The following is a 20,527-nucleotide window of genomic DNA, read 5'->3' as shown; positions in this document are numbered from 1 at the left end:
CGATTGACTTGCGTCAAACAGCACCTCGGTACCCGAGCTAGGTTTCGCGCATCGGAATCTCAACAAGCCAGCGGAGTTGTCCATGCGCGCCCACCAGATCATGACCCGATCGGTCATCTCGGTCACCCCCGACACCAGCATCGTCCAAGCGGCGAATATCATGCTGAAGCGGCATGTCAGCGGCCTCACCGTGGTCGACGAGACCGGCAAGCTTGTCGGTGTCGTCTCGGAAGGAGATTTCATCCGCCGCAGCGAAATCGGAACCGGGCGCAAGCGCGGACGCTGGCTGCGATTCATCCTTGGTCCGGGCACATCGGCCAGCGACTTCGTCCACGAGCACGGCCGCAAGGTCTCGGAAGTGATGACCGACTCGCCCGTGACCATCACGGAGGATACGGCCCTTGCGGAGATCGTCGCCCTCATGGAGCGGAACAATGTGAAGCGGCTGCCGGTCGTGCGCGGCGACAAGGTCGTCGGGATCGTCTCCCGCGCCAACCTGTTGCAGGCGGTAGCCGGGCTCGCCCGCGAGGTGCCGGATCCGACCGCCGACGACGATCACATCCGCAGCCGCATCATCGGCACCATGGAGAAGAACGAATGGTGCCCGTTCGGTCTGAACGTCATCGTGCGCAATGGCATCGTTCATCTCAGCGGCGTCATCAGCGAAGAGCGTGCACGGCAGGCCGCGATCGTCGCAGCAGAGAACGTCGAGGGCGTGAAGAAGGTGCACGACCATCTGTGCTGGGTCGACACCATCACCGGCGTCTATCTGAACTCGCCCGAGGACGACGAGCTCGCCAAGGCAAGCTGATCAAGGCAAGCTGATCGCGGCAGAGTTCAGCGCGGAATGACGGCGGTGGCCTCGATCTCGACGCGCGCCGCCTTCTCCACGAGGCGAACCACCTGAACCAGCGCCATCGCAGGATAGTGCGCTCCGAAGAGCTCGCGGTAGATTCTGCCCAGCTCCTTCAGATTGGCCAGGTACTCGTCCATGTCGACGACGTACCAGGTCAGCCGCACCAGGTGCTCGGGCCGGGCGCCGGCCTCGGCCAGGACCGCGGCGATGTTGTCCAGGGTTTGGCGCACCTGCGCGACGAAGCCTTCGGCGAGGCGCTCCTGGGCGTCCCATCCGATCACCCCGCCGGTGACGACGATGCGCCCCTCGGCAGCCATGCCGTTGGCGTAGCCTTTCGGCACCGGCCAGCTCGATGGCTGGAGGATCTGCGTCTTGATGCGCGCTCCGTCCTCGGCTGTTGGCGGCAGCACCGCGAGTTGCGGGCCTTTCGGCGTCGTCACAGACAATTCTCTATCCTTCTCTCATTCCGCAGCAACGCCTGAGGACGTCGCCGCGACCTGCGCCAGCTGCCGCAGGGCAAAGCGCTTCAGCTTGCCGGTTTCGGTCTTCGGCAGTTGCGTCACGAACTCGATCACGCGCGGATATTTGTAAGGCGCAATCTCGCGCTTGACATGCTCCTGCAGCTCCGCCACGAGCTGCGCGTCCGCAGTCACGCCGGGCGCGGCGATGACATAGGCCTTCACGACCATGCCGCGCGCCTCGTCCGGCGCACCGACCACGCCGCACTCGGCGACCGCCGGATGCGTGAGCAGCGCCGCTTCGACGTCGGTCCCTGCGATGTTGTAACCGGCCGACACGATCATGTCGTCAGAGCGCGACTGGTACCAGAAATAGCCGTCGCTATCCATCAGATAGGTATCGCCGGTGATGTTCCATCCGTTCTGGACGTATTTCCGCTGCCGCTCGTCGGCCAGATAACGGCATCCGGTCGGCCCGCGCACGGCGAGCCGGCCCATCGTTCCGGGCGGCACGTCGCGGCCCTCATCGTCGACGATCTTGGCTTCATAGCCCGGCACAGGCTTGCCCGTCGCGCCCGGACGGATCTCGTCCTCGGTCGCGCTGATGAAGATGTGCAGCATCTCGGTCGAGCCGATGCCGTCCATCAGCTTGATGCCGGTGGCCTTGAGCCAGGCATCGAATGTCGGCTTGGGCAGCGTCTCGCCCGCGGAGACGCATTTGCGCAGCGAAGAAATGTCCCGGCCCGGCAGCTTGCCGATCATGGCGCGGTATGCGGTCGGCGCGGTGAAGCAGACCGTGGTCTTGTATTGCTCGATCGCCGTGAGGATGTCGTCCGGTGTCGTCTTCTCGAGCACGACGAAGGAGGCGCCGATATGCATCGGAAACAGCACGCCGCCGAAGCCAAAGGTGAAGGCGAGCGGGGCTGAGCCGATGAAACGATCCTTCTGCTCGGCGCGCAGGATGTTGCGCGCGTAGCCGTCGCAGACCGCGAGCATGTCGCGGTGGAAATGCATGGTGCCCTTGGGATCTCCCGTCGTGCCCGACGTGAATGCGATCAGGCAGACGTCGTCGGCGGCGGTATCGACGGCCTTGAACTCCGGACTGGCGTCCGCAATCAGCGCCTCGAGCGAGTCGGCCGCGCCGTTGCCCCAATACACGACCCGCGCGAGATTGGGCGCCCCGGCTTTCGCCTTTTCCATCTCCTCGGAAAGCTTTCCGTCGCACAGCGCCAGCGTGATCTCCGCCTTCTGGATCGGATAAGACAGCTCCTTCGCGCGCAACAGCGGCATCGTCGCGACGCAAATCCCGCCCGCCTTGATCACGGCGAGATATGTCGCGACCATCATGGGGTTGTTGGCCGAGCGCAGCAGCACGCGCCCGCCGGTAACAAGACCCAGCTTGCCGACCAACACATTGGCGATGCGATTCACCAGCGCTTGCAACTCGCGATAGCTGTAGCTGACGGCGGGGCTTATGACGCAAGGGGCGTCGCCATGGCCCTCTTCGACCCAGCGATCGAGAAAATAGCTGACGCAATTCAATCGCGACGGATAGTTCAGCTCCGGCCGCGTGAAAATGAAGTCGGGCCAGAGCTCGCGCGGCGGCAGGTTCTGCCGTGCGAACGTATCGACATGGGCCGTCGCGGCATCGCCGTCATGCGAGCCCGTCACTTGAATCTTGGCGGCGTTGGCCATCGCACGCTCCTTTCAGCATGGATTGCACCCGGCAGCACGATCTGGGAAACATTTTAGGCTTAAAACAATTCGGCGCAATAGCGGATTTTGGGCATCCCGTGCTTTTTCCTGCGGCAAGGGCCATCGGCGGGCCGTTCCGGCGGCGGGCTTACGACCGGCGGCGCGCCGCCGATTTCTGCGCGGACGCCTTGGTCTTGGCCAGGAGGCGCATCAGCTCGCGGACATCCTTCGGCGTCAGATCGGCGAAAAGATCGGCAATCCAAGTTTCGTGTTCCGCAGCCATTCGGCGAAACTCGGCGCGTCCGAGCTTTGTGAGGCGGATCACCTGGACGCGGCGATCCGTCTCCGAGGTTCGCCGATCGAGATGGCCGGAGTCCACCAGGCGCTCGACCAGACCGGTCACGTTGCCGTTCGACACCATCATGCGCTTGGACACATCCGACAGCGTCATGCCGTCAGGGGCCTTGTCGAGCTGCGCCATCAGATCGAAACGCGGCAGGGTGACGTCGAAGCGCTGCCGCAGCCTGCCGCGGACCTCGCCCTCGATCAGGGTCGTGCAGGTCAGGAGGCGTAGCCACAACCGAAGCTCTTCGGCGTGGTCCTCCGGCGTTTCGACGGCCTTGGTCTCGGAATCGAGCATGTTGATGCAGCCACTCACGGCCGGCATTGGCGCCGACACGGATTCCCCAACGTTTTGAGCTTCAAGTAAATCGGAGCCGGCTGCAAGTCCAAAGCTGCAACAATCGACCGCACGGCAATTTCTTTAGGCTTCAAATAATTGGCGCGCCGCTTGCATGCGCTGCCGTTCGCAGGATGCGACGCCCCGAGCTCAGCTTGCCGCGGCGGTCATCATCGGCATAAGCTTGGATTGGAGTACGTGCTTGCAGTGCAAGCCGATCGTCACGAGGGACAGATCATGAAGACGCAAACGACCTTGGCCGCAGCCGCCATGCTGCTCGGCACCGTGGTGACCCCTGCCCTCGCCCAGGATAAAATCAAGCTGGGCGTGATCGTGACCCTGTCGGGACCTGCCGCCGCGCTGGGCCAACAGGTTCGCGACGGCTTCACGCTCGCCGTGAAGGATCTCGGCAGCAAGATGGGCGGCCGCGACGTCGAGGTCGTCGTCGTCGACGACGAGCTCAAGCCGGATGCGGCGGTGACCAAGGTCAAGGGCCTTCTCGAGCGTGAGAAGGTCGATTTCGTAGTCGGTCCGATCTTCTCCAACATCCTCCAGGCGATCCACCGGCCCGTCACTGAATCGAAAACATTCCTGATCAGCCCCAATGCAGGTCCGTCGACCTTCGCCGGCAAGGACTGCAACCCGTTCTTCTATGTGACGTCGTATCAGAACGATCAGGTGCACGAGATCCTCGGCAAGGTCGCGCAGGATCGCGGCTACAAGCGCATGTACCTGATGGTCCCGAATTATCAAGCGGGCAAGGATTCCGTGGCGGGCTTCAAGCTCGACTACAAGGGCGAGATCGTCGAGGAATCCTACATGCCGCTGAACACGCTGGACTTCCAACCGGAGCTTTCCAAGATTTCCTCGCAGAAGCCCGATGCGCTGTTCACGTTCATGCCGGGTGGCCTCGGCGTCAATCTCGTCAAGCAGTACCGACAGGCCGGCCTTGCGGACACCATCCCGGTGCTCTCGGCGTTCACGGTGGACGAATCGACCCTGCCGGCGCAACAGGACGCGGCCGTCGGCATGTTCGGTGGCGCGAACTGGGCGCCCAATCTCGATAACCCGCAGAACAAGAAGTTCGTTGCGGCCTATGAAGCGGCTTACAACAGCGTTCCCGGCACCTACGCGTTCCAGGCTTATGACGCCGCGATGCTGATCGACAGCGCCGTCAAGGCCTTGAAGGGCGACCTCTCCAAGAAGGAGGCAGTCGCCGCCGCTCTGAAGAAAGCCGACTTCACTTCGCTGCGCGGCGCCTTCAAGTTCAACACCAACGGCTATCCGATCCAGGATTTCTACCTGACCAAGGTCGCCAAGCGTCCGGATGGCAAGTTCCAGACCGAGATCGTGCAGAAGGTGTTCGAGAATTACGGCGACCGCTATGCCAAGGACTGCAAGGCGACGAATTAAGCTGCGTATCGCGTTACGGGAGGACTGCAATGAAGAGCGAAATCACCGGCATCACCCGGGCGAACGAGGGCATCCAGGGCATTTCCTGGAACATCCTCGGCCAGACCTATGTGCCGAAGAGCTACGCGGAACACAGCTTCTCCTGGCATGCGACACTGCCGCCAGGCACGTTCGTGCCGCCGCACATTCATCCCGATCAGGATGAGTATCTCTACATGCTGGAGGGCAAGCTCGACTTCATGCTCGGCGATTCGGAGTCGCAGGCGACCGCCGGCGACCTGATCCGCCTCGGCATGGGCGTGCCGCACGGCATCTTCAACAAGTCGGAGCAGACCGCAAAAGTGCTGTTCTGGGTCTCCCCGAGCCGCAAGCTGTTCGACCTGTTCTGGGGCCTTCACAACATGAAGGAGCAGAAGCCGGAAGACGTGGTGACAATGGCCGCCGAGTTCAACATCCACTTCCTGCCGCCGCCGCCTGGCGTCTAAAAATGGAAGTTGGGCTTGTGAAGCCGCCACCTCTCCCCAGCGGAGAGAGGTGATCTGAGTTCCTGGCTAGCGCAGATTTCTCAAACTCGTTCCGCTCAATCGGCCGTTTCAGGCGCGTACCGCGGCAAGTCCCGGGACGGCGGCAAAGCCGGCCTTTGTGGCGTAGCCGCGCACGATCGCCTCGCGTTGGGAATAGCTCAGGACGTTGTCGACATTGTCGAAACCGTCGGGCGCAAGCTGCTCGACGGCGTCGATGACGCCTTCAGGGCCGCCGCGCCGATTCGAGCGGACGATCTCGGCCGTCATCGGCAGGCGCTTCTTCTCATACTCGAGCAGCGCTTGGCGTGGATGCTCGGCACGCACCAGCGCATCCGCAAGGCAGCGTGCGTCGAGGATCGCCTGCGAGGCGCCGTTCGAGCCGACCGGATACATGGGATGCGCGGCATCGCCGAGCAGCGTGACGCGCCCGGACGACCAATAGGGCAAGGGATCGCGGTCGCAGGTCGGATACTCGTAGAATTCGGGCGTGGCCGAGATCAGGCTCTTGACGTCAATATGCGGGACAGAGAAGCGGGCCACATGCGGCATCAGATCTTCGCGCCGACCCGGCCGCGACCAGTCTTCCCGCCTGGGCGGCGGTGCATTGCCCTCGCCCACTTTGACCAGCACCGCCCAATTGGTGAGGCGGCTTGCCGGGCTCGATCCTTCCGCGATGGGATAGATCACCACCTTGGCATTGAGACCGCCGGCCACGATCATCGATTTGCCGGTGAGGAATAGCGGCCAATCGCGGGCGCCGCGCCACAGCATCAAGCCGTTCCAGCACGGCGGCCCCTCGTTCGGGAACAGCGTCTCCCGGACACGTGAGTGGATGCCGTCAGCGCCGATCAGGACATCCCCACGCGCGGTGTGGACGTGCGCGCCGGCACGATCGAAGAAGTAAGCGGTGACGCCGCCCTCATCCTGCGTGAAGGCACCAAGCCGGCAGCCGGTGTGAATTGCGTCCGGCCCGAGCCGCTCCTCGACCGCGCGATGGATGACGCCCTGAAGGCGCCCACGATGGATCGAGAATTGCGGGACGTCATGGCCGGCATCGATGCCGCGGGCTTCGCGCCAGACCTCCTGGCCGTGGCGGTTGAGGTAATAAAGCTGATCGGTGCGGATCGCGACGTCGTCGAGCTTCTGCAACAGTCCGAGCCCGGCCAACTCGCGCATCGCATGCGGCAACGTGTTGATGCCAACGCCAAGCTCGCGAATGGTGTCGGCCTGCTCGAAAATCTCGCAGTCCAGGCCCCGCGAGCGGAACATCAATGCCGTGGTGAGACCACCGATACCGCCACCGACGATAATCGCCTTCATCGCCCAAACTCCACTCGAAACACAGGCAATGGGTTAACGTCGCACGGTCGGTCACTCCGCCGCAAGCGGCTTTGTCGCCTCCGCCTTGAGTTCGGCGCGGGTCTTGGGCTTAGCCTTAATTCTCAGCTCCTCCAGATCCTGCCGGTCGCGCACGCTGTTGCGGAAAATCTGATCTTTTCCAGGCAGATATTGGGGCGGGCAGAATGCGTCGTTGGCCCCGTACCAGGCCGCCGCCTTCATGGTGAAGAAGGGGTCGACGAGATGCGGACGGCCGAGCGCGACGAGATCCGCCCGGCCAGCGGCCAAAATGGTGTTGGCCTGGTCCGCCGTGGTGATGTTGCCGACGCACATGGTGGCCACGCGCGCCTCGTTGCGAACCTGGTCCGAAAAGGGCGTCTGGAACATGCGCCCGTAGACCGGCTGTGCATCGCGCACGGTCTGGCCGGTCGAGACGTCGACGAGATCGACACCCGCCTCGGCGAAGGCGCGCGCGATGGCAACGGCATCATCGCCGGTGATGCCACCGTCAGCCCAGTCGGTTGCGGAGATGCGCACCGACATCGGCTTATGCGACGGCCACACTGCGCGCAGCGACTCGAACACCTCGAGCGGGAAACGCAGGCGATTTTCAAGAGAGCCGCCATACTCGTCGGTGCGGGTGTTCGTCAGCGGGGAAACGAAGCTCGCGAGCAGATAGCCATGGGCACAGTGCAGCTCCAACATGTCGAAGCCGCAGCGTTCGCCGCGCTCTGCCGCCGCAACGAAAGCGTCTCTCACCGCAACCATCCCGGCGCGATCGAGTTCGTGGGGCACCTGACTGTCGGGAAAGTAGGGCTGCGGCGATGCCGAAACGACTTCCCAGCCGCCTTCGTCCAGCGGCCGGTCGATGCCGTCCCACATCAGCTTGGTTGCGCCCTTGCGGCCGGCGTGGCCTAGTTGCAGGCAAATCTTTGCGGCCGAATTCCCGTGGACGAAATCCACGATGCGGCGCCAGGCAGCCTCCTGCTCGTCGTTCCACAGGCCGGCGCAGCCGGGTGTGATCCGGGCATCGCGGCTGACGCAGGTCATCTCGGTGAAGATCAGCCCGGCGCCGCCGATCGCACGTGAGCCGTAGTGCACGAGGTGAAAATCCGTCGGCACGCCTTCCTTCGCCGAATACATGCACATCGGCGACATCACCGCGCGATTGGCGAGCTCCATCTCACGCAAGCGGAACGGCTGGAACAGCGGCACCATCGGTCGATCGGTGTCGACATCGAAGCCACTGCTGCGAACCTGCCTGGCAAACGACTTCTCGACCTCCGCGACGAAATCCGGGGCGCGGAGTTTCAGATTGTCGTAAGTGATCGCCTTCGAGCGCGTCATGACGCCGAATGCGAACTGCACGGGATCGAAGTCCCAGAAGCGGTCGACGTGCTCGAACCAGACCAGCGAGACGTCGGCGGCATGCTGCGTCTTCTCGACCTCTTCGCGGCGGCCGTTCTCATAGACCTCCAGCGCCGCCTCGATGCTGGGCGCCTTCTCCATGGCCTCCGCAAGCGCGATCGCATCCTCCATCGCGAGCTTGGTGCCCGAGCCGATCGAGAAATGCGCGCTCGCCTTCGCGTCGCCGAGCAGGACCATGTTGTCCTTGACCCAGCGCTTGCTGCGGATCATCGGGAAATTGCGCCACATCGAGCGGTTGGTCAGCAATCGATGCTCACCGAGGAACCAGCCGAAGATGTCCGCCATCCGTGCGGCTGACTGGGCTTCGTCCAGCCCTGTCAGCCCCGCCCGCTCGAACGTTTCCGGATCGGTCTCGAAGATCCAGGTCGAATGCCCGGCCTCATACTGATAGGCATGGGCGATGAACGGCCCCCACTCGGTCTCCTGGAAGATGAAGGTGAAGGCATCGAGCGGCCTGGTCGAGCCCATCCAGGCGAATTTGTTGGAGCGGATGTCGACCTCCGGCTGGAAATGATCGACGTACTTCTCGCGGAATCGGCTGTTGATGCCGTCGGAGATCAGGACGAGATCGGCATCGGCGAAGCGGGACTCGTCGTCGACGTCCACCTCGAAATGCAAGACGACGCCGAGCTCGCGGGCGCGCTCCTGAAGGATCAAAAGCAGCTTGCGTCGCGAACAGCCGCAAAAGCCGTTGCCGCCGACGCGATGCACCGTGCCGCGAAAGTGCACGGCGATGTCATCCCAATATGCGAACTCCTGGGTGATGCGACGGTAGCTCGGAAGATCGTGCTTCTCGAAATTATCGAGCGTCGCATCCGAGAACACCACGCCGAAGCCGAAGGTGTCGTCGGGCCGATTACGCTCGTACACCGTGATCTCGGCGGCCGGCCGCTGCTTCTTGAGCAGGATCGCAGCATAGAGACCTGCAGGTCCGCCACCGATGATCGCGACTTTCATGGGAGCCTCGCCACTTCACCCGGCCAATGAAAAGTATTTTAAGCCTAAAATAATTTTACGCAAGTCCCCGTTGCTGGTGTGGCCGCCGCAAAGGACGGTCGGCCTAGTCGCCCCTGAACACCGGCTTGACCTTGTTGGCGAAAGCCTCGAAGGCGCGCTCGAAATCCGCCGTCGTCATGCACAGCGCCTGGGCAACGGCCTCCGCTTCGATCGCCTCCTCCACCGACATCGCCCATTCCATGGCCAGCATCCGCTTGGTCATGGTGTTGGCGAAGGTAGGTCCTTCCGCAATCTGCTTCGCCAGAACTTGGGCCTGGGGCAGCACCTGCTCCGGCGTGACGATGCGGCTGAAGAAGCCCCAGCGCTCGCCCTCTTCCGCGGTCATGAACCGGCCGGTGTAGAGCAACTCGGAGGCGCGGGACTGCCCGATGATCCGCGGCAGGATCGCGCAGGCGCCCATGTCGCAGCCGGCTAGCCCCACCTTGTTGAACAGGAACGCCACCTTGGCCCCGCTCGCAGCAAGGCGCATGTCGGATGCCATGGCGATAATCGCCCCGGCCCCGGCACAGATGCCCTCGACCGCGGCCACGACGGGCTGAGGGCATGCCCGCATCGCCTTGACGAGGTCGCCGGTCATGCGGGTGAAGGCGGTCAGCCCCTTGGTGTCCATCTTCACGAGCGGGCCGATGATCTCGAACACGTCGCCGCCAGAGGAGAAATTGCCGCCGGCACCGGTGACGACGATGACCTTGACCGCGTCGTCGAATGCGCAGGCACGGAAGAAATCGGTCAGCTCCCGATAGCTTTCGAACGTCAGCGGATTCTTTCGTTCGGGCCTGTTGAGCGTGACTGTCGCGACACCGTCGACCACGGCCAGCAGGAAGTGCTGCGGCGAGTAATCGGCAAGCGGCAAGGTGACGGGATTGGCGGGTCTGCTCATGCGATCTCCTTGGATTTCTTGTTCCGGGCGCCTGCATCGGGCAGGCTAGACTTCACCGCCGGCAACCGCAATCGCCTGTCCAGTGATCGCGCCGGCACCCTCGCCGCACAACCAGAGCACTGCATCGGCCACCTCCTGCGGCGTGATCAGGCGTCCTTGCGGATTATGTTTGGCGAGTTCTGCAATGGCCTGCTCGCGCGTCCGCCCCGTCTTCTTCATGATGTTTTCGATGCTGCCGGCAACGAGATCGGTGTCGGTGAAGCCTGGACACACCGCATTCACGGTCACATTGCTTCCGGCCATCTCGAGGGCGAGAGAACGTACGAGCCCGACAACCGCGTGCTTGGCGGCGACGTACGCGCTGACATAGGCGTAGCCCTTGAGCCCGGCCGTCGACGCGACCGCGACAATACGGCCGTAGGGGCGGCTCTTCATCCCCGGCAGCACAGCCTGGACCGCATGCACGACGCCCATGAAATTGACATCCATCATGCGCGTGAAAAGGGCGCTATCCGATTTCGCAAACGGCGCCGACTCAGCGCTGCCTGCATTGGCAATCAGAATGTCGATCGGCTTGCGCGCAGTCGCTCCGGCAATGGCGGCTTTCAGAGATGCGTCGTCCGAGACATCAGCGACAGCCGCAAAGTGCGCGGCTCCTGCATTGACGGCCTCTTCGAGAACCGCCGCATTCCGGCCAAGCACGGTTACGGTCGCGCCAGCGCCGACGAGAGAAGCAGCTATCGCACGGCCGATGCCGCGACCGCCGCCGGTCACTAGCGCGTGCGGCGAGTGCGGCAACCCTGACATGCGCTGACTCCCTCGGATATTGTGATCGTTCTTCCAGTATATTTTAACCTTCAAATTTTTGCAACGAAAGCACGCTCGCCCTCGGAAATGACCCCGCACGGAAGCGGCCCGGAAATTGCTTTAAGTATAAAATTATCTCTTCCCATCCCCCACAGGCCTGTTAGCATCGACGGGCCAAGCAAGAGGACGTCGCGTGTCGCAGCCTGCGCCAATGATAACAAAGGACGGACGCTTCGCCTATGAAGCCGCGGGCGATCCGGGCGCGATACCCCTGATTTTCCTGCATGGCATCGGCGGCGCGGCGCGGGCGTGGCGGCGGCAGCTTGCCACATTCGGCGGCCGCTTCCGCGCGATCGCATGGGACATGCCGGGCTATGGCGGATCGGCGCCGCTCGCCAGCGTCAGCATCGCTGCCTTGGCCGATGCGCTTCAGCAATTCATCGAGCAGCTTGGTGCGGCCAAGCCTGTTCTGGTCGGCCATTCCATCGGCGGCATGATCGTCCAGAAGTGGCTGGCGCAGTCCCCCACACTGGCACGTGCGGTCGTGCTTGCGCAGACCAGCCCTGCCTTCGGGAAGGCCGACGGCGACTGGCAGAAATCATTCATCGCGGCACGGCTCGGCCCGCTCGATCGCGGGGAGACGATGAAATCGCTGGCGCCAACGCTGGTGAATGAGCTGGTCGGCGATGATCCCGATCCGAACGGGATGGAGCTGGCGCGCGAATGCATGGGGAGCGTGCCCGAGGCAAGCTATCGCGCCATGATGCTGGCTCTCATCGGCTTCGATCAGCGCAGCACGCTTGGAAACATCTCTGTTCCCACGCTGTTGCTGTCCGGCTCCAGGGACAACAATGCACCCGCCCCGATGATGGCAAAGACTGCGACCTATATCCCTGGGGCAGAATATGTCGAGCTCGCCGGCGTGGGCCATCTTGCCAACCTTGAGCGCCCCGGTGCCTTCGACGAAGCTCTCGGCCGTTTCCTGAACTCCGTTACGACCAAAGCGTAAGGTGATTGCGCATGACCATGCAAGTCAGCAAGACTATCAGCGCAACCGACAAGGTCGTGCTCGATGCGCCGATCTTCGATCCCGCCGCATTTCGTTTGAGCGACGAGCAGGCCGGTATCATTGCGCGCGCCCGCGAGATCGGCCAGAGCGTGTTCGCCGGTCGCGCCGCGACCTATGATCGCGAGGCGATCTTCCCGACCGAAAACTATCGCGATCTGCATCGCGTCGGCCTGCTGGGCATCGCAGTCCCCAAGAAGCACGGCGGTCTCGGCGCGAATTACCAGACCTATGCCTTGGCAGCGGCCGAGATCGGCCGCTATTGCGGCGCAACCGCGCTGACCTGGAACATGCATGTGTGCTCCACCCTATGGTCGGGCCCGCTGGCCGACGATCTCGACATGGAAGAGCAGACGCGCGCCGAGCACGAGCGGCGGCGGGCGGTTCACTACAGGCGCATCGTCGAGGATGGCGCGATCTATTCGCAACCCTTCTCCGAAGGCGGTGCCGCAGCCGCGGGCGGCGTTGCTTTCGGCACGGAAGCAAAGCCGGTTGCGGGGGGATGGATCGTCAACGGCAAGAAGATATTCGCCTCGCTCTCCGGCCACGCCGACTATTACGGCGTGCTTTGCACCGAAATCGAAGAAGGCGAGAAGGCCTCGCGCCGCAACACGCTTTACCTCGCCATCCCCGCCAAGTCGGAAGGGGTCTCGGTCGTCGGCGATTGGGATCCGCTCGGCATGCGCGGCACGGTCTCGCGGACGCTCCTGTTCAAGGACGTGTTCGTACCGGAGGATTCCGCGCTGATGCCGCGCGGCGTCTATTTCCAGGCTGCGATGCGCTGGCCGCACATGTTCCTGACGCTGTCGCCGACCTATATGGGCCTCGCGCAAGCCGCCTATGACTTCACCGTGCGCTACCTTCGCGGCGAAGTGCCCGGCATGCCGCCGGTCAAGCGGCGGATGTACCCGACCAAGCAGATCGCGGTCGCGCAGATGCAGATCAAGCTGGAACAGATCAAGGGGATCTGGTTCCAGGCTGTCACCGAAGCCTGCGCCAATCCTAGCAAGGAACAGGTGCTGCGGGCCTATGCCGCACAATATTCGGTCATGGAAGGCGCCAATGAGCTTGCCGCGCTCGCGATCCGCACCTGCGGCGGACAGGCCATGCTGCGATCGCTGCCACTGGAACGGATCTACCGTGACAGCCGCTGTGGCTCGCTGATGTTGCCATGGACCGCCGAGCTTTGCCTCGACCGGATCGGGCGCGAAGCACTGTACGAGGCCGGTGAAACGGACGAGTGACCGTGGATCTCTGCAGTCTGATCGATCGCAATGCGGCGTTCGCGCCAGATAAGACGGCCATCGCCTTCGAAGGGAATCGGCTGAGCTACGCGGCGTTCGCCGCACGCATCGAGCGAACCGCGACGGCCTTGAAGCGGGAGTTCAGTGTCGGCCGCGGCGACCGTGTCGCGATCCTGAGCCTGAACCGTCCCGATTATCTGGTTCTGCTCTACGCCTGCGCGCGGCTCGGGGCGATGCTGGTACCGCTGAACTGGCGGCTGGCCGTCGCCGAGCAGCTGTTCATTCTCAGCGATGCAGGCGCCAAGGTCCTGATTCTTGAGCAGGCTTTCGGGGAAGTTCTTCCCGAGCTGGCGCAGACCGCGCCGGGGACATCTGTCGTCGGCCTTGATTTCGAGCCACCACGCGGGGCGACATTCGAAGGACTGCTGGATCGGAGCCAAGGCAGCGACCGCAACCCGCACACCGATCTCTCCTGCCCGATCCTGATCGTCTACACGTCAGGAACGACTGGACGACCAAAAGGCGCAGTGCTGCGTCAGGAGGCGTTGTTCTGGAATGGCGTCATGAGCCAGCACATGCACAACATGACCTCCGACGATCATGTGCTGACGATCTTGCCGTTCTTCCATGTCGGCGGTCTCAACATCCAGACCACGCCTGCGCTCCAGCTCGGCGCCACCGTCACGATCCACGCCCGTTTCACGCCGGATACAGCACTTGCCGCCATCGAAAGGGAGCGGCCGACGCTCACCGTGATGGTGCCGGCGATCATGCAGGCGGTGAGCGAGCATCCCGCTTGGACGACGACCGATCTGTCGTCACTAAAGGCAGTCGCAACCGGCTCGACCATCGTGCCGCCACAACTCATCGAGCGCTTCGTCGACCGCGGCATACCCGTGCTTCAGGTCTACGGCTCGACGGAAACCTGTCCCATCGCCGTCTATACGCGGCTGGGCGGCGACCTCTCGCGCCCGGGGTCGACCGGCCTTGCCGGCCTGTGCTGCGAGGCCAAGGTGGTCGATCATTCCGGCAACGAAGTGCCCGCAGGCACGCCGGGCGAGATCGCGGTGCGTGGGCCCAACGTGTTCTTCGAATATTGGGGCAATGAGGCCGCAACGCGCGACGCGCTGCACGACGGTTGGTATCGCACCGGCGATATCGGCCTGTGCGATCCCGACGGCTATTTCTGGGTCCGTGACCGCAAGAAGAACATGATCATATCCGGCGGGGAAAACGTCTACCCGGCCGAGGTCGAGCGCGTTCTGCTCGAACATCCTGATGTCAGCGAATGCGCCGTCATCGGCCGGCCGGACCCGCGCTGGGACGAGGTTCCGGTCGCCTATGTCATTGCGAGATCCGGCTGCCGGCTCGGAACGGACGAATTGAAGGCACATCTCCAGGCGCAACTCGCGCGCTACAAGGTTCCGCGCGAGATCGTCTTCGTTACCGATCTGCCGCGGACGGCGCTCGGCAAGGTCCAGCATTTCCTGCTGAAGCAGCTTGATGCGCAGTCACGCGGGCAAGGAGAAGCGCCTTGAAAATTGCAGTTCTGGGTGGGGGAAACGGCTCTTTCGCGGCCGCGGGCGATTTTGCACTGTCGGGGCATGAGGTGCGGCTTTGGCGCCGCGATGCCGATCAGGTCGCGGCACATCGTGCCGCGGGGGCGCGCATCCTGGTCAAGGATCACAACGGCCGCCACGACGTGAAGCTCGCGCTGGTCACGACCGATATCGCCGAAGCCGTCAATGGCGCGGAGCTGATCCTGTGCCCCGCCCCTGCCTTCGCACAGTCGGATATCGCCCGCCTACTCGCCCCGCATCTGCGAGACGGTCACGTCGTGTTTCTGCCGCCGGCGACATTCGGCTCGATGATCTTCGCCCAAGCGGCGCGGGATGCCGGCAACCACGCCAAGACGAGCTTTGCGGAGACCGGCACGCTGCCGTGGCTGACACGAAAGCATGGGCCGTTCGAAGTCGCCGTCACCATCCGTGCCAAACGCCTGCCGGTCGGGGTGTTCCCGCTTGATCAGGCGCCCCACGCTCTTGACGTGATTGGACGCGCTTTCCCGGGCGTAATCGAGCCGTGCGGGGATGCGCTGTCCGGAGCGTTGATGAACGCAGGCCCCATCATCCATCCACCACTGATCGTGATGAATGCCGGCCCGATCGAACATTTCGAACGTTGGGACATTCACAAGGAAGGCACGCAAGCCGCGATCCGGCGGGTCACCGACGCGCTCGATGCCGAACGGATCGCCGTGCGCGAGGCGCTCGGCTATGCTGCACCACATTTTCCGCTCGCTCATCACTACGCGAAGGAAGGCGAGATCTGGATGTACGGCCGCGGCTCGCACGACCGGCTGACCGATTCCGGCGACTGGCGCGAACGGATCGTGCTGACCGAGCACCGCTACATGCGCGAGGATCTGAGGCTCGGGCTGTCGCTGCTGGTCTCCGTCGCGGGCCTTGCCGGCGTGGCCGCACCGCTGGCCAAAGCGTTCCTGTCGATAGGTGGCGCGGTCTGCGGCGAGGATTTTGCGCAAGGTGGCCGCACGCTCGAAACGCTGAGGCTCGGCAATCTCAACAAGGCTGAACTACAGAGGCTGCTTCGCAATGGATTCTGATCGATGACCAAACGCGCCAACATCGTCTGTCTCGGCGCCGGTCGCATGGGGCGCGGCATCGCCGTCGCGTTCGCCTATGCCGGCCACATGGTCACGATGATCGACGTGAAGCCGCGCTCCACGGAGGAGTTCGCCAGGCTGGAAGCGGACGCGCTCGGCGAGGTCAGGAAGACCTTTGCCAGCCTGTCGAAGCTGGGGCTACTGAGCGAAGCAGACGTCGAGCCTCTTATCGCGCGGGTCTCGGTGGTCGCGGCCGGCGAAAGCGGTCCAGCGCTCACTGAGGCGGGCATGGTGTTCGAGGGCGTTCCTGAGGTCGTCGAGCTCAAGCGGGAGGTGCTTGGGGCGGCCTCAAGACAAGTCGGTCCGGATACCGTCATCGCATCGACGACGTCGACCATTCTCGTCGACGATCTGTCCGGTGCGATCGTCAACCCTCGCCGCTTCCTCAACGTGCATTGGCTCAACCCGGCTTATCTGATCCCGCTGGTCGAGGTTTCGCCCGGCAGAGCCACCGATCCCACCGTCATAGGCGAGGTGAAGGCGCTGCTCGAAGGCATCGGCAAGGTCCCCGTGGTCTGCGCGGCGACGCCCGGGTTCATCGTCCCGCGCATCCAGGCGTTGGCGATGAACGAGGCCGCTCGTATGGTCGAGGAGGGTGTCGCCAGCGCGGAAGAAATCGACAAGGCGATCCGCTACGGTTTCGGCTTTCGCTACGCCGTGCTTGGGCTGCTCGAGTTCATCGACTGGGGCGGCGGCGACATCCTGTACTACGCGAGCCGTTATCTCGAAGGCGCACTCGGCAGCGAGCGCTATCGGGCGCCCGACGTGATTTCGCGCAACATGAGCGAGGGACGGATCGGCTTGAGGACGGGTGCCGGCTTCCTCGACTATTCCGGTCTCGACGTCGATGCCTATCGTGTCGAGCGACTCAAGGCCATGGTCGATCTGCTCCGCCACTTTGGCCTGGCACGGCCGCCCGTGCGCGATCTCGGCTAGCTAGCCAAAGACGTCCTGGAGCACACCTTCGCGGACGACGGGAACGCCGTCGAGCTCGATGGTGGTTCCCATCATTGGCAGGTCGAAATGGCCCGCCGTGTAGCGACCCGCGAACTCATTCGCGCCGGTCGAGAACAGAAAATTGCCGGAGACAGCCCGAATTTCAGTGCCGTTGGTGTCGCGCTGATCGTACATCGACAGCGCCTCGTAGCGCGCACCGGGGTTCATGCCGAAGCCGACATGCGAGACGGCATAGGCCTCACGATCGCCCCAGGCGGCAAGATAGGCGCGCATCATCGCAGCGTCCGTGCCCTCACCTTCCAGCTCGACGACATAATCGTCCTTCAGCGTCATCTTCACAGGCGATGTGAGGTAGCGCTTGAAGGTGAGATTGATGTCGCCTGGCGCCATCACCAGCGTACCGTTGATGCTACCGCTCTTGGGGAAACTGACGACGATGCCGCCCGGCCAATGCGCCAGCGTGCCGGGCTTGTCGGTCCAGCCCCACACGCCGACCGTGGAGGCGCCGACCATGTCGATATCGAGCGCCGTTCCGGCCTTCGACGTCACCCTCATCCGCTTGGTCCCGCGCAGCATCTTGGCCGCGGCACGCACACGTTTCTCCAGCGCGGGATCCGGCACCATCCGCTCAAGCGCCTCGGGATGCTCGTTGGAGATCACCAGGATCCGCGCGCCAGCTTTGAGAATTTCAGGTGTCTCCACCGCGTGCATCAGGCCCTCGATGGTGCAATCCACCACGAATCCTGCCTGCTGCAGTGCGCCGATCACCGGCGCCAAGCGTTGGATCGCCTCGCTTGCCCCGGTCGAACGAACCGGAACGATATTCCTGTTACGCGGTGTCGGCATCACCACATGAAACGGCCGCGCTCCCATCCGCAACAGTGCGAGCTCCGCCAGGTGCACGTTCAAGGCCCGCGACTGGGTTTCCGAGAGGATCGCCGCGGTGTCGCCGGCTTTGACGGCGCATCGCTCGAATATCTCGCAGAATGCGTCGATCCATTTTGCCTCAATGCGGTCAGCCAGCATGGTCCACTCCCGGTCGTCAGGATTCTTCTTTGTTACGCCTCGGGGAAGCCCCGGAGCAAGTACGAGCGCAGCGCTCCCAGCAGGCCGTTCAGGATCAACCCCAGCAGCGAGATCGTGATCAAGGGCACGAACATATCGACGGCCTGAAAGGTTCGGGCCGCGGTCACAAGTGCATGGCCCAATCCGTCCGTCGACGTGATCATCTCGGCCAGAAACACCACGATGCAGGAAATGACAAGACCGATCCGGCAGCCGGTCAGGATCGACGGCATAGCGGCCGGCAGCACCACCTTGAAGAGGATTTCGTAGCGCGGCGTTCCTGCCGCCATGGCCGACCAGATCAGCTTCTGCTCGACGGTCGATGCACCGTAATACGTAGAGAGCAGAATGGGAAAGAGCGCGTCAGCGGCCACCAATGTGACCTTCGATCCGTGCCCGAACCCGAGCAAGAGCAGGAGTGCCGGATAGAGTGCGACCTTGGGCAACGGCGCCAATACACGGACGATCGGTCGTACCACTGCGTTGATCGCCGGACTGGCGGCGGCCGCGATACCGATGCTCACGCCGAGTACGACCGCAATAGCGAACCCGGCAAATAGCCGGATCAGTGTTGCCGCGATCTCTTGCTGAAAAGCAAACGTCAAGAGCTGCTGAAGAAGCCTGCTGAAGACGAAGCCCGGCGGCGGCAGCAAAACCGCAGGCGCAAAGCCGAATGACACCAGGCCCTGCCACACCGCGATCACCAGCAGGATCGGCGCGATCCCAAGAACGACATTCGGAGAGATGAGGCGCGGCATCATGAGAAGCTCAGCGGCATGTCGAACTGCGGCTCGGACCAGCGCACGAGCCTGGCGCGAATCCTTTCGAAGATTGCGTCGAGGCAAATTCCCATTGCACCGACGATGATGATCATCGCAAACACCGTGTCGTATTGACCCATGTCGAGCGCATTGAACAGGATGTTGCCGGCGCCCGATTGACGGGCGATCATCTCGCTGGTGATCATCGTGATCAGCGCCAGCACCAATCCCGTGCGGCATCCGGTCAGGATTTCCGGCAGCGCCGCGGGCAGCACGATCCGCACCAGGCGTTGGGCAGGCGAAAGCCCCATCGCGGCACCTGACCACAGCATCTTCTCCGCGACCGCCTTGGCACCCTCGAAGCTGTGGTAGATCACGGGCAGGCTGACGCCGAGGAAGATCACCAGTGTCTTGGTGACGTCGCCGACACCCAACCACAGCATGATGATCGGCATCAAGGCGGCCTTCGGCACCGGATAGATCACCATCAGGAGTGGATTGAAGAAGGCCGCAACTGCCCGGCTACGGCCCATCAAAAGACCGAGAGGAATCGAAACGAGCACGGCTACGCCGAACCCGATCGCCATGCGGCGGAGCGAGGCCAGAATGTTGATCAGGGATTCCCTGTCTCCGAGGATGTCCGGGATCGCTCGGATCGCCTCTATCGCGGTCGGAAAGCTGTCGTTCTTCAGCGCAAGTGACGCGACCTGCCACGCCGCGAGCAATCCGACGCAGGCCAGCACCGGGGCGCCACGCTTGACTATGGCGGACGACGATATCATGAGACCGCGCCGCCCTCGTCGCTCTCATCGAACATGCGCTCGATATCGACGATGTACTTCTGGTACCGTGGATCGAGCAAGAGCTCGCTGCGCCGGCGCGGCCGCGGCAGATCTATGTCGATCACCTGCCGGATGCGGCCGGGCGATTTCGACATCATCACGACCTTGTCGGAGAGGAAGACGGCTTCGTCGACCGAGTGGGTGACGAACAGCACCGTCTTGCGATCGCGTTCCCAGATGTTCAGGAGATCGTTCTGCAAACGCGTCCGGGTATGCGCGTCGAGCGCGCCGAAGGGCTCGTCCATCAACAGGACTTCGGGATGATAAGCGAGCGTTCGGGCCAGCGCCACGCGCTGCTTCATGCCACCCGACAGCTCCTTGGGATAGAAGTTTTCGTAGCCCTTGAGACCGACCATCTCGATCAGGGTGCGGCTCTGCGCTTCGGCTTCAGCAGCCCGCACGCCCTGTTGGCGCGGGCCGTACATCACGTTGCCGAGTACGGTCTTCCAGGGAAACAATGCAAATTCCTGGAACACGGGTCCGCGATCCGGGCCCGGCCCTGTGATCGCCCGTCCCTTCATCGTTGCAGTACCGCTGGTCGGATTGACGAAGCCCCCGACGATGTAAAGCAGGGTGGACTTGCCACAACCGGACGGGCCGAGGATGGAGACGAAGGCACCTTCGTCGATCGTCAGTGAGATATCCGATAGCGCCAAGTGATCCTTGCGCGCCGAGGTCTGAAATACCTGGGAGACGTGCTCGATCTCGATGATCGTAGAAGCCGGCTCTGTTGATCTCACCGGTCTCACCCATTCGCCCGATCTCGAAGGCGCCACCTTCATCTCGTCTCTCACTTCAAACGCGCGAACACCGC

General features: G+C 63.3%; 19 protein-coding genes. 8 read left to right on the top strand and 11 right to left on the bottom strand.

Annotation, left to right across the window (positions count from 1 at the left end):
• Nucleotides 1–82 precede the first annotated feature (82 nt).
• Entirely contained in the window at nucleotides 83–811 is a 729-nt protein-coding gene (locus ACYCVF_RS04225) for a CBS domain-containing protein (protein ID WP_459597274.1), read from the top strand.
• Nucleotides 812–837: 26 nt separating this feature from the next.
• On the opposite strand, the gene ACYCVF_RS04220 is transcribed toward ACYCVF_RS04225, so the two are convergent.
• The 3 genes from ACYCVF_RS04220 to ACYCVF_RS04210 all read right to left on the bottom strand — a co-directional run bounded on the left by ACYCVF_RS04220 (nucleotide 838) and on the right by ACYCVF_RS04210 (nucleotide 3,676).
• Entirely contained in the window at nucleotides 838–1,296 is a 459-nt protein-coding gene (locus ACYCVF_RS04220) for a RidA family protein (protein ID WP_459598001.1), read from the bottom strand.
• 21 nt (nucleotides 1,297–1,317) lie between these two features.
• Nucleotides 1,318–3,009 carry a benzoate-CoA ligase family protein gene (locus tag ACYCVF_RS04215; RefSeq protein ID WP_459597273.1) on the bottom strand — a complete coding sequence of 564 codons (1,692 nt, stop codon included), beginning with the start codon at nucleotides 3,007–3,009 and terminating at the stop codon, nucleotides 1,318–1,320.
• Nucleotides 3,010–3,157: 148 nt separating this feature from the next.
• A complete protein-coding gene (locus ACYCVF_RS04210; protein WP_028181148.1) occupies nucleotides 3,158–3,676 on the bottom strand; it encodes a MarR family winged helix-turn-helix transcriptional regulator in 519 nt (172 codons plus the stop codon).
• A 249-nt stretch (nucleotides 3,677–3,925) separates the two neighbouring features.
• Here ACYCVF_RS04210 and ACYCVF_RS04205 point away from each other — a divergent pair, with 249 nt between their 5' ends.
• Both ACYCVF_RS04205 and ACYCVF_RS04200 read left to right on the top strand, forming a co-directional pair.
• Nucleotides 3,926–5,101, top strand: coding sequence for an ABC transporter substrate-binding protein (locus ACYCVF_RS04205; RefSeq protein WP_459597272.1), 1,176 nt, complete (start codon nucleotides 3,926–3,928; stop codon nucleotides 5,099–5,101).
• 29 nt (nucleotides 5,102–5,130) lie between these two features.
• Complete coding sequence (locus tag ACYCVF_RS04200; protein WP_459597271.1) at nucleotides 5,131–5,586, top strand: cupin domain-containing protein; 456 nt, start codon at nucleotides 5,131–5,133, stop codon at nucleotides 5,584–5,586.
• 108 nt (nucleotides 5,587–5,694) lie between these two features.
• Here the strand turns inward: ACYCVF_RS04200 and ACYCVF_RS04195 are convergent, their stop codons facing one another.
• The 4 genes from ACYCVF_RS04195 to ACYCVF_RS04180 form a co-directional block, all read right to left on the bottom strand.
• A complete protein-coding gene (locus ACYCVF_RS04195) occupies nucleotides 5,695–6,945 on the bottom strand; it encodes a flavin-dependent oxidoreductase (protein WP_459597270.1) in 1,251 nt (416 codons plus the stop codon).
• A gap of 51 nt (nucleotides 6,946–6,996) precedes the next feature.
• Complete coding sequence (locus tag ACYCVF_RS04190) at nucleotides 6,997–9,348, bottom strand: bifunctional salicylyl-CoA 5-hydroxylase/oxidoreductase (RefSeq protein ID WP_459597269.1); 2,352 nt, start codon at nucleotides 9,346–9,348, stop codon at nucleotides 6,997–6,999.
• A gap of 103 nt (nucleotides 9,349–9,451) precedes the next feature.
• Nucleotides 9,452–10,288, bottom strand: coding sequence for an enoyl-CoA hydratase family protein (locus tag ACYCVF_RS04185; RefSeq protein WP_459597268.1), 837 nt, complete (start codon nucleotides 10,286–10,288; stop codon nucleotides 9,452–9,454).
• Between the two features lie 45 nt (nucleotides 10,289–10,333).
• Complete coding sequence (locus ACYCVF_RS04180; protein WP_459597999.1) at nucleotides 10,334–11,095, bottom strand: SDR family NAD(P)-dependent oxidoreductase; 762 nt, start codon at nucleotides 11,093–11,095, stop codon at nucleotides 10,334–10,336.
• A 193-nt stretch (nucleotides 11,096–11,288) separates the two neighbouring features.
• On the opposite strand from ACYCVF_RS04180, the gene ACYCVF_RS04175 reads away from it, so the two are divergent.
• From ACYCVF_RS04175 to ACYCVF_RS04155, 5 genes are read left to right on the top strand one after another with little or no spacing between them, the layout of a single operon-like run.
• Nucleotides 11,289–12,104 carry an alpha/beta fold hydrolase gene (locus ACYCVF_RS04175; RefSeq protein ID WP_459597267.1) on the top strand — a complete coding sequence of 272 codons (816 nt, stop codon included), beginning with the start codon at nucleotides 11,289–11,291 and terminating at the stop codon, nucleotides 12,102–12,104.
• Nucleotides 12,105–12,115: 11 nt separating this feature from the next.
• Nucleotides 12,116–13,405, top strand: a complete 1,290-nt coding sequence (locus ACYCVF_RS04170) for an acyl-CoA dehydrogenase family protein (protein ID WP_459597266.1) — start codon at nucleotides 12,116–12,118, stop codon at nucleotides 13,403–13,405.
• Between the two features lie 2 nt (nucleotides 13,406–13,407).
• The gene (locus ACYCVF_RS04165) at nucleotides 13,408–14,943 is read left to right on the top strand and encodes a class I adenylate-forming enzyme family protein (protein WP_459597265.1); all 1,536 of its coding nucleotides are present in this window, start codon (nucleotides 13,408–13,410) and stop codon (nucleotides 14,941–14,943) included.
• Nucleotides 14,940–16,028 (top strand): NAD/NADP octopine/nopaline dehydrogenase family protein, encoded by a 1,089-nt coding sequence (locus tag ACYCVF_RS04160; RefSeq protein WP_459597264.1) that lies wholly within the window; start codon nucleotides 14,940–14,942, stop codon nucleotides 16,026–16,028. The genes ACYCVF_RS04165 and ACYCVF_RS04160 overlap by 4 nt, the downstream gene beginning before the upstream one ends.
• Nucleotides 16,029–16,031: 3 nt before the next feature.
• The gene (locus ACYCVF_RS04155) at nucleotides 16,032–17,024 is read left to right on the top strand and encodes a 3-hydroxybutyryl-CoA dehydrogenase (protein ID WP_459597263.1); all 993 of its coding nucleotides are present in this window, start codon (nucleotides 16,032–16,034) and stop codon (nucleotides 17,022–17,024) included.
• Here ACYCVF_RS04155 and ACYCVF_RS04150 read toward each other — a convergent pair whose 3' ends face one another.
• From ACYCVF_RS04150 to ACYCVF_RS04135, 4 genes are read right to left on the bottom strand one after another with little or no spacing between them, the layout of a single operon-like run.
• Nucleotides 17,025–18,071 carry a M29 family metallopeptidase gene (locus ACYCVF_RS04150; protein ID WP_459597262.1) on the bottom strand — a complete coding sequence of 349 codons (1,047 nt, stop codon included), beginning with the start codon at nucleotides 18,069–18,071 and terminating at the stop codon, nucleotides 17,025–17,027. It lies immediately after the preceding gene.
• 32 nt (nucleotides 18,072–18,103) lie between these two features.
• A complete protein-coding gene (locus tag ACYCVF_RS04145) occupies nucleotides 18,104–18,871 on the bottom strand; it encodes an ABC transporter permease (RefSeq protein WP_459597261.1) in 768 nt (255 codons plus the stop codon).
• The gene (locus ACYCVF_RS04140; protein WP_459597260.1) at nucleotides 18,868–19,653 is read right to left on the bottom strand and encodes an ABC transporter permease; all 786 of its coding nucleotides are present in this window, start codon (nucleotides 19,651–19,653) and stop codon (nucleotides 18,868–18,870) included. The genes ACYCVF_RS04145 and ACYCVF_RS04140 overlap by 4 nt, the downstream gene beginning before the upstream one ends.
• The gene (locus ACYCVF_RS04135) at nucleotides 19,650–20,495 is read right to left on the bottom strand and encodes an ABC transporter ATP-binding protein (protein ID WP_459597259.1); all 846 of its coding nucleotides are present in this window, start codon (nucleotides 20,493–20,495) and stop codon (nucleotides 19,650–19,652) included. The genes ACYCVF_RS04140 and ACYCVF_RS04135 overlap by 4 nt, the downstream gene beginning before the upstream one ends.
• Between the last annotated feature and the right edge of the window lie 32 nt (nucleotides 20,496–20,527).

Source organism: Bradyrhizobium cedriense (genome assembly GCF_054602315.1).
The sequence above is the reverse complement of the archived record's forward strand: the minus strand, read 5'-3'. Positions and strand labels throughout refer to the sequence as shown.